Annotated in this window: 8 protein-coding genes and 1 pseudogene; 3 read left to right on the plus strand and 6 right to left on the minus strand. The window is 65.5% G+C overall.

Translation table 11 applies throughout. The annotated features are described in order from the left end of the window. Positions 1–304 (plus strand): L,D-transpeptidase (locus IVB47_RS18720; RefSeq protein ID WP_247463070.1); only part of this gene is annotated, 304 nt, incomplete at its 5' end. Between the two features lie 72 nt (positions 305–376). On the opposite strand, the gene IVB47_RS18725 is transcribed toward IVB47_RS18720, so the two are convergent. The 5 genes from IVB47_RS18725 to IVB47_RS18745 form a co-directional block, all read right to left on the minus strand. Then, the gene (locus tag IVB47_RS18725; protein WP_027565439.1) at positions 377–1,213 is read right to left on the minus strand and encodes a DUF2076 domain-containing protein; all 837 of its coding nucleotides are present in this window, start codon (positions 1,211–1,213) and stop codon (positions 377–379) included. Between the two features lie 135 nt (positions 1,214–1,348). Continuing rightward, complete coding sequence (locus tag IVB47_RS18730; protein ID WP_027565438.1) at positions 1,349–2,194, minus strand: ChbG/HpnK family deacetylase; 846 nt, start codon at positions 2,192–2,194, stop codon at positions 1,349–1,351. Then, positions 2,191–3,237 (minus strand): glycosyltransferase family 2 protein, encoded by a 1,047-nt coding sequence (locus tag IVB47_RS18735; RefSeq protein WP_247463072.1) that lies wholly within the window; start codon positions 3,235–3,237, stop codon positions 2,191–2,193. The genes IVB47_RS18730 and IVB47_RS18735 overlap by 4 nt, the downstream gene beginning before the upstream one ends. Positions 3,238–3,337: 100 nt before the next feature. Next, positions 3,338–4,315, minus strand: a complete 978-nt coding sequence (gene hisG / locus IVB47_RS18740) for an ATP phosphoribosyltransferase (protein WP_027565436.1) — start codon at positions 4,313–4,315, stop codon at positions 3,338–3,340. A 3-nt stretch (positions 4,316–4,318) separates the two neighbouring features. After that, the gene (locus tag IVB47_RS18745; protein ID WP_247463074.1) at positions 4,319–5,470 is read right to left on the minus strand and encodes an ATP phosphoribosyltransferase regulatory subunit; all 1,152 of its coding nucleotides are present in this window, start codon (positions 5,468–5,470) and stop codon (positions 4,319–4,321) included. A gap of 713 nt (positions 5,471–6,183) precedes the next feature. Here IVB47_RS18745 and IVB47_RS18750 point away from each other — a divergent pair. Next, positions 6,184–7,128 (plus strand): helix-turn-helix domain-containing protein, encoded by a 945-nt coding sequence (locus tag IVB47_RS18750; protein ID WP_247463076.1) that lies wholly within the window; start codon positions 6,184–6,186, stop codon positions 7,126–7,128. 9 nt (positions 7,129–7,137) lie between these two features. On the opposite strand, the gene IVB47_RS18755 is transcribed toward IVB47_RS18750, so the two are convergent. Continuing rightward, complete coding sequence (locus tag IVB47_RS18755; RefSeq protein ID WP_247463078.1) at positions 7,138–7,890, minus strand: 16S rRNA (uracil(1498)-N(3))-methyltransferase; 753 nt, start codon at positions 7,888–7,890, stop codon at positions 7,138–7,140. Between the two features lie 210 nt (positions 7,891–8,100). On the opposite strand from IVB47_RS18755, the pseudogene IVB47_RS18760 reads away from it, so the two are divergent. Next, a pseudogene (locus tag IVB47_RS18760) lies at positions 8,101–8,333 on the plus strand (hypothetical protein); the annotation flags it as partial.

Raw genomic sequence — 8,333 nt, forward strand, 5'->3', positions numbered from 1 at the left:
TCCCGGCTTCACCTGGTCCGGCGTGAAGTCGATCACGGCCAAGCGCGAATGGCCGGCCTGGACGCCGCCGGCGGAAATGATCGCGCGCCGCCCCGATCTGCCCAGGCACATGGAAGGCGGCCCGGAAAATCCGCTCGGCGCGCGCGCGATGTATCTCGGCTCGACGCTTTACCGTATCCACGGCTCCAACGAACCCTGGACCATCGGCACCAACGTCTCCTCGGGCTGCATCCGCATGCGCAACGAGGACGTCATCGATCTCTACGGCCGCGTCAATGTCGGCACCAAGGTCGTCGTGATGTAGGCGCATAGCGCTCGGAACCAAAACGGCCGCCTCATCGGCGGCCGTTCTCGTTTGGAGCAAGGATAAAAAGCGTCAGGCGTAATCGCTGCCGCCATCATCTCCGCCGCCGAAATCGCTGTCGTCGGCGAGGTCGACATTGCCGCCGTCATTGTCGTTCTGATCGTTGTAGTTCTGGTCGTCGTTCGAAGCGTGGTCGGCGAAGCCCTGCCGGGACGCATCACCGCGGTTCGAGCCAATGTCGTCGAGGCCGGCATCACGCGCGAGCGAGCCGCCGGACTGATCGCTGCCGCTCCAGGGACTTCCACCAGCGCTGCGATCGCCCAGGGCATTGGTGTCGCCGAAGGCCTGCTGATGCGATCCGCCCATCATGCCGCGGATGCTGGAGAGCAGCAGCGAGCCGCCAACGACGCCGGCCGCGGCTGCCGCCGCCGTTCCGAGGAACGAACCGCCGCCACCGCCGACCGGCGGCGCGCCATAGCCCTGACCGGGGCCCTGACCTGGACCTTGACCGTAAGCCTGCCCGTAGGGCGGCTGGCCATAACCGGGCTGGCTTTGCTGCATCGCCTGGCCGCTGTTCCACACCGGCCGCGAGTCACGCGGCGGCACGTTCGGAACCGAGCCGCGCGACGGACCCCCGCCGAACAGCGTATCGCGCATGGTGTCCAGGAAACCGCCGGACTGCGCCTGTTCGGGCGCCTGCGCCGCCTCCAGCTCCTGGATACGGGCATGGGCGCGCTTCAGCGCTTCGTCCTGCAACAGCACGGTCTGCACCAGCGCATAGATCGCGCCAGGCGCCTTGCGCAGGCCGTCGGAGATCGCGGCGATCGCGTCGGGATCGCGCGGTGCATTTTCCAGTTTCGAAAGCCGGTCGAAAAGCTCGTCGACGAGCTGGCGTTCCTGCGGCGTCATGGTCAGTCTCCCTCGCGCAAAACAAGCGCGAGGCAGATGTAGGGTTCCATTGTGGCCCCAACAGTGCCGGCAGGATTAAATTTCGGTATGCGACAAGCTGCCCCGCGGGCGGCTTTTCGCAAACTGTCGCCGGTTTCATCCCAGCGTGACGCCGCTGTCCGTCAGCAGGCGCGCGAAGGCATCGCCGGCGAGATAGGCGTGCTCGCGTTCGCGGACATCCGTCATCGGGTCGAGCCCAGTGAGGATGTCGTCGACGAAGCCGGGATGACACATGATGAGGCCGCCATCCGGCAGGCCTTCGAGAAATTGCCGCATCAGCTTGCCGAAATCGGCCGCCTGCGTGAAATCATAGGCGCCGGCGAAGCCGGGATTGAAGCTCAGGCCCGCGCTGCCGGCACGGCGGCGGAATTGCGCGCTGAGGATATCGAGCACCATGGCTTTCGGTGAAGCCAGCCGCTGCATCAGCGGCAGGTCGCGGCCGCCTTGGCGCACCCAGGCTTTTGGCGCGACTTCGGCGACTGCGTCGATAAAGCCGTCGCGCACCTGCGGGTAGAGCTGCACATGCTGATGGCCGTCGACGAAGTCAGGCGCGCGCCCGAACGCTTTCGCGAAGGCTGCCAGCTGCGCCTTGACCTCGTTGCGAAAGAATTCGCGGTCGAGCCTTCGCGCAAGACCCGCGCGCAGCAGCTTCGGAAACGGGAGAAACATGTCGCCGTCGAGTGGGCGGAAATGCATGGTGAGCGGCCGGAACGGTGCCGACAATGTCACGTGCAATCCGATCGCGCAGCGCGGGCTCGCTTGCGCTGCCGTCTGGAGGGCTTCGATCTCGCTGCGCTCGACCGCAGGTCCCACCATCATAACCGAGGTGGCGTTGAGACGGCCGCGTTCGATCAGGTCGCGGATGGCGCGATTGACACCCGGGCTGATGCCGTAATCGTCGGCGCAGAGCCAGATCCGCCGCGGCGGCGCGGCCGCGTTCATTCGGCCGCCGTCCTCTTCGAGGCGTCGTCAGCCTTGTCGGTCTCGAAATGCTTTTCACTGTGCTCGGCGACGAAGTAGATCGGGCGCGCCTTCAGCTCGGAGAGGATCTTGCCGATATATTCGCCGACGATGCCGATCATGATGAGCTGCACGCCGCCGATCGTCATCAGGCCGATCACGAGTGAGGGATAGCCGGGCACCTGCTTGCCGGTGGTCAAGACCTCCCACAGGATCGACAGACCGAACAGGAACGCTCCGCCGGCGAGGATCACGCCGAGCAGGCTGGCGAAGCGCAACGGCGCCACCGAGAACGAGGTGACGCCTTCGATCGAAAGACCAAGTAGACGCGCGGCGCTGAAGGTTGTCACGCCATGGGTGCGCGGCGCGGGCTCGTAATCGACGCGGATCTGGCGGAAGCCGATCCAGCTCGCGAGGCCCTTAAAGAAGCGGTTGCGCTCCGGCAGCTGCCTCAGTGCTGCCACCGCGCGCGGCGACAGCAGGCGGAAGTCGCCGGCGTCTTCGGGAATCTTCTGGCGCGCGCCCCAATTGATCAGCGCATAGAAGCCCCGTCCGGCGAGCCGCCGCAGGAACGGCTCGTTGTCGCGATGCGCCTTGGCGGTATAGACGACGTCGTAGCCGTCCTCGATCCAGTGCCGCACCAGTCGCTCGACCAGCGACGGCGGATGCTGGCCGTCGCCGTCCATGAACAGCACCGCGCCGAGCCGGGCATGGTCGAGGCCGGCCATCAGCGCGGCCTCCTTGCCGAAATTGCGCGACAGCGACACCACCTGGACGTCGACCGCGTCGGCCGGCAGCGAGCGGGCGATCGACAGCGTCGCGTCCGCGCTGCCGTCGTCGACATAGACGACCTCGCAAGCCAAGCGATAGCGCTGACGCAAGGTCTTTGCGAGATCGCAGATGCGCTGGTGCAGGGCGGCGAGGCCCGCCGCTTCGTTGTAGAGCGGGACGACAATCGACAGTCCGTTCGCGGCGGTGCTTGCCGCGATGGTCGTCATGCCGGAAACGTCAAAGCCCAGCGTCATCGATCAAGGTTCCAGAGGCGTTCAAGGTCATCTCAACAGCATATGGTAGCTGCCGTTTGCTGTCGCTACGCTGAACGGAATTGCTCAACAAACTTTGGGCTCACTGCCGCAGGAACGCCTCGAGCCTGGCGAACAGCGGGTTGTCCCGGTCGAAAACATAATCCAGCGAAACCACCGAGACGGTCTCGGCGCCATGGGTGCGCAGGAAGCTCGCGAGTGCATAGAGCTGGCCCGGCGGGCAGTGCAGTGTGAGCATGCCTGACGAGGTCGGCCCGCCGAACGGGGCTTCGACGCCGAAGCGCTCGTGGGCCTCTGTGAGCATGGCCGCGTCGCACTGGCGGAAGCGGGTGCGGACTTCGCGGTATTTGTTGGCCCGCGCCCGCGCCGCGATGTGATCGAGGATGATTCGCGCGGTCTCCCGCGCCTGCGGCGACCAATCGGCATCTCTTGAGGCGACCAGATTGGCCTGGCTGCGCAGGATCATGCCGTCGTCGAGCACCCGCAATCCGTTGGCGGCGAGGGTCGCGCCGGTCGTGGTGATGTCGACGATCAACTCGGCGCTGCCGGCGGCCGGCGCGCCTTCGGTCGCGCCCGTGCTTTCGACGATGCGGTAATCGGTGATGCCCTGGCTCTGGAAGAAGGCGCGGGTGAGGTTGATGAACTTGGTCGCGACCCGCATCCGCATGTGATGCTGCTCGCGGAAGCCGGTGGTGACGTCGTCGAGGTCAGCCATGGTGCGGACGTCGATCCACGCCTGCGGCACCGCGACGACGACGTCGGCATAGCCGAAGCCGAGGCCTTCGATCAGGGAGACGCGCTTGTCGGCGTCCGCGATGGTCTCGCGCACCAGATCCTCCCCGGTGACGCCGAGATGCGCCGAGCCGCGGGATAGTTGCGAGGCGATCTCGCTCGCCGAGAGATAGGCGACCTCGACATTGTCGAGGCCCGTGAGCGTGCCGCGATAGTCGCGGGCGCCGCCCGCCTTCGACAGCTTGAGCCCGGCGCGGGCAAAGAAGGCTTCGGTGTTTTCCTGCAGGCGGCCCTTGGAGGGAACGGCCAGAACGAATGGCGCGCTCATGACTTAAGCTCCCACCTTGCGGCCGATCCGGGTCAGCGCATCCACCCAGACCGAGAAACCGACCGCCGGGATCGGCTCGGCCGATCCAAGCTGGGTCATCAGCCCGTCATAGCGGCCGCCGGCAACCAGCGGCTCGGCGCCGTTGCCGCGGTGATGCAGCTCGAATTCGAAGCCGGTGTAGTAGTCGAGCCCGCGCCCGAACGCGGTCGAAAACCGCGCCCCCTTCACATCGATGCCGCGCGCGGCCATGAAGCCGACCCGGCTTTCGAACTGGTCGATCGCAGCACTGAGGTCGAGCTTTGCATCATTGGTGAGCGCGCGCAGCTCGGCGACGGCGTCGTCGGGGTTACCCGATATCGACAGGAAACGCTTGAGCACGGCGATGGCCTCGCGCGGCAGCGCGCCACCCTTCAGCGTCGACTGCTCGAGGAAGCGGTCGGCAATCTCGGCGGTGGTGCGGCCGCCGACATTGGTGGTGCCGGCGATCGACATCAGATCGGTGACGAAAGCGAGTGCCGCCTTGCGGTCGGAGCCGGCGAGCGCCGCGAGCACGCCCTCATATTCGCTGCGGGTCGCGGTGGTTGCGGCCGCCAGCCGCTCCAGATCCTGCTCCAGGCTGATCTTGCGGTTGAAATCCTTGACCAGGCGGCGGCGCCAGACCGGATAGAGGTCGAGCGCGTCGAGCAGCGCGTTGAACAGCGCCACGTCGCCGGTGCGGATCTCGACGTCGCGGACGCCGAACGCGGCGGTCGCCTCCAGCGCCAGCGCCAGCATCTCGGCGTCGGCTGCGGCGCGGTCCTGGCGGCCGAACGATTCGATGCCGGCCTGCAGGAATTCGCTGCTCTGGCCATTGCGGTAGCGGAACACCGGACCGAGATAGCTGAACCCGGCCGGCTGGCCGGCTCGGCCAGAGCTGAGGTAATCGCGAGCCACCGGAATCGTCAGGTCCGGGCGCAGGCAGAGCTCCTCGCCGGAAAGGTCCGTGGTCAGGTACAGGCTCTTGCGGATGTCCTCGCCGGAGAGATCCAGGAACGGTTCGGCCGGCTGCAGGATCGCGGGCTCGGCCCTGACATAGCCGGCCTGCGCGAACGACAGCAGCAGCGTATCCGCCCAGGCGGCGGAACCGGCAGCATGTGAGGTGGCAGTCGCGGTCATCTCAGGGGTCCATCGTCCCGGTGGAACCGGGCAGGGCAAGCAAGGGAGCGAATTGCCGCAGGCCTTAGCATGGCCCGAAAGCGGTTTCGACCTCCAAAGGATCAATCGCTTAACAGCGTCGGAGCGAGGCGCGGTGATCAGAGGAGGCGGCGGCCTAATCAGGTCCGGCGCCAACTAGGGTAACATAGCACCTGTTCATCCCGCTGCAATCGACCCAGGTAGGTAGGGAGGCTCACCTCACCCCCATTCATTTCGGGCCAAGGACGTCTCCGGGCGCCTCCAAGAGGAATGGGTCGCCTGGGGCGCCCCATCCGCGAGCTGCTCGGCCCGTTCGAGAATGCTCCACCGGTCGCATACTCAATTTGGGTAGGGGGACGATCCGTTCGCAGAGCCTTCGTTTACAATGCGAGTTGGTTTCCGATTCATGTGCAACGCAACCGATGGTATCCGGTCGCGCGACACACGTTGGCCTATATGCTGTTTTCGATCTGGGACATGTTCCGGCACTAAGACGAATTCGATCCGCTCAACCTTCTGATCGTTCATGCCATCTCAATGCTCCGCGACTGCGGCGCGCCGGCGTCAACGGGCCGGATGATTTGCGTGGCGCTAAATCGCCGTTTCCAAGAAGGCCAAGTAAGCAGCAGAACATGGATCAAAGCCGTCTAGTCCCTGCTCGCGAGGGAATGCAAAAGAGAGCGGCGGATCGCTTGATGTCGTTCCAGGATCTCAAGCCGTCCTCGGCGCTCGAGCTCAATTCGTATGACATCGATCATTTCGGCGAGACCGAGAAATACGCCGGCGCATCGAGCATGCCGTTGTCGGCCGGGGTGACAGCGATCATGCGTGCCCGGCTCACCTTGCCGACCCTGACCCTGTCGCTGTTGAAAACCTTCCCCCGGATCATTCGAGGCTATCAGTTCACCAATGCTGCCGCAGTGGCGGTACCGATGGATCACGTGACCTCTGCCCGCATCAACGGGCAATCGATGGGCGGTTCTGTCCTCGTATTGAAAGGTGATTCAGATTGCCTGGTGCATGAGCCGGAGGGGCGTCTGCTGGCAGTGGTCTACTTCAGTCCATCCGGGCGGGAGCCGTTGCCTGAATTAGGCGATGGATGCCATTTGCTGAATCCGGCGCCGGACGTGCTTGCCTCGCTGCGCCGTCTGATCTCGATCTCGCTTGAAACCGCAGCAAATGACCCAGACTTCTTGAACGAGCCGGCTTCGCAAACACTTGTCGAACGGTCACTGCTCAGCACGATGGACGCGGCGATCTGGTCCAGCGTCGCAAGCGGACCTGTCTCATCCACCACCGAGCATTATCGCCGGATCGTAGCTGATATGGAGAAACTGATTCGGCGCGATCTGATGATCTGGCACAAGACGACCGAGCTGGCAGAACATGCGGGCGTGTCGGTCCGGACTCTCCAGAGTGCGACACGGGCCATCTGCGGCATGAGCCCACATCGCTATAGCCGGGTCTTGCGCCTCTGGTCGGTGCGCAAGCAACTGCGCACCGGTCGAGCGGGCCGGAGTGTGAAGTCCTGTGCGCTTGCGCATGGTTTCTGGCATCTCAGCGAGTTCGCAGCGAGCTACAGAGAGGCCTTCGGAGAGTTGCCTTCGGAGACCCTGAACCGATCGCTACGAGGCGAATAGCAACGTGCCTTAGCCGCGTTCGCCAGCCCAGTCGCCCAGCACCGCCTGCACCAGCGCCAGCGCGGCCACTGCGGCCGTGTCGGCCCGCATGATCCGGGGTCCCAGCGCCAGCCGCAGGATTTTCGGCTGCCGCAGCAGCAGCGCCCGCTCTTCCTCGGCAAAGCCGCCTTCGGGGCCGATCAGCACGTCGATTCCCTCCGCCGCGCCTGCGCCTTGCAGGCTCTGAATGGGGTTTTCGAGCTCCGCCGCCTCGTCGCAGAAGATGAGCAGGCGGCCCGCGGCGCGCTGGCTGAGGAAGCGCTCCAGCGGCATCGGCTCGGCAACGGTGGCGATGCTGAGAATGCCGCATTGCTCGGCCGCCTCGACGACATTGGCGCGCATCCGCTCGGTGTTGACGCGGGAAGCCTGGGTGAACCGGGTCAGCACCGGCTGAAGCGAGGCCACCCCCATCTCGATGGCCTTCTGCACCATGTAGTCGAGTCGGGCATGCTTGAGCGGGGCGAAGACGTAGGCGAGGTCGGGCAGCCGGTCCTGCGGTCGGGTCTGCTGGAGGATGACGAGGCCATCCGGCCGCTTGCGGCCTTCGATGGCGGCCTGCCACTCGCCGTCGCGGCCGTTGAACGCCAAGACCTCGGCCCCGGCGGCAAGCCGCAGCACATTGCCGAGATAATTGCTCTGGTCGCGGTCGAGCTCGATCCTGCCGTCCTGGGCGAGGGGGGCATCGACGAACAGGCGGGGGCCGCGGAAATCGTGGGAGGGCATGGTTCAAAGGTCCGATTTGGCGCCGTTCTTAGCCGAAAGCAGTACTTTCGGGGTAAATTTTGCCGAAATGGTGCGTCGGCGCGCCGCGCTCCTGCCCTATTCAACGGGTTGTTAAGGGCCGGCGGGAATCGTAAAATCGCGAGCACGCCGGTTGCGCTTCAATTGGGAAGACGCCGAACCCCGCAAGCTCCTGCCGGAGAGACTGCCTTGATGATCCGTCATTTGATGGTTCCGATCACTGCCGCCATGGTCACGATGGGCGCCGTTTGTGCCTATGCGCAGGGTTTCCCCGCGCCGCTGCCGGGCCAGGCCCCAACCAGTTCCGCGTTTCCGCCCGTGAACGGGTCGGCGCCCGTCGCCTCCGTCGGCGGTGCGCCGCAATCGTCCTTCCCCGTGAACGGCGCCGCGCCGGTCGGTGGCGCCGGCGCCTTCAGCGCGGCCCC

Origin of the sequence: Bradyrhizobium sp. 62, from assembly GCF_023073035.1 — a bacterium.
In the GTDB taxonomy this organism is placed as follows: Bacteria; Pseudomonadota; Alphaproteobacteria; order Rhizobiales; family Xanthobacteraceae; genus Bradyrhizobium.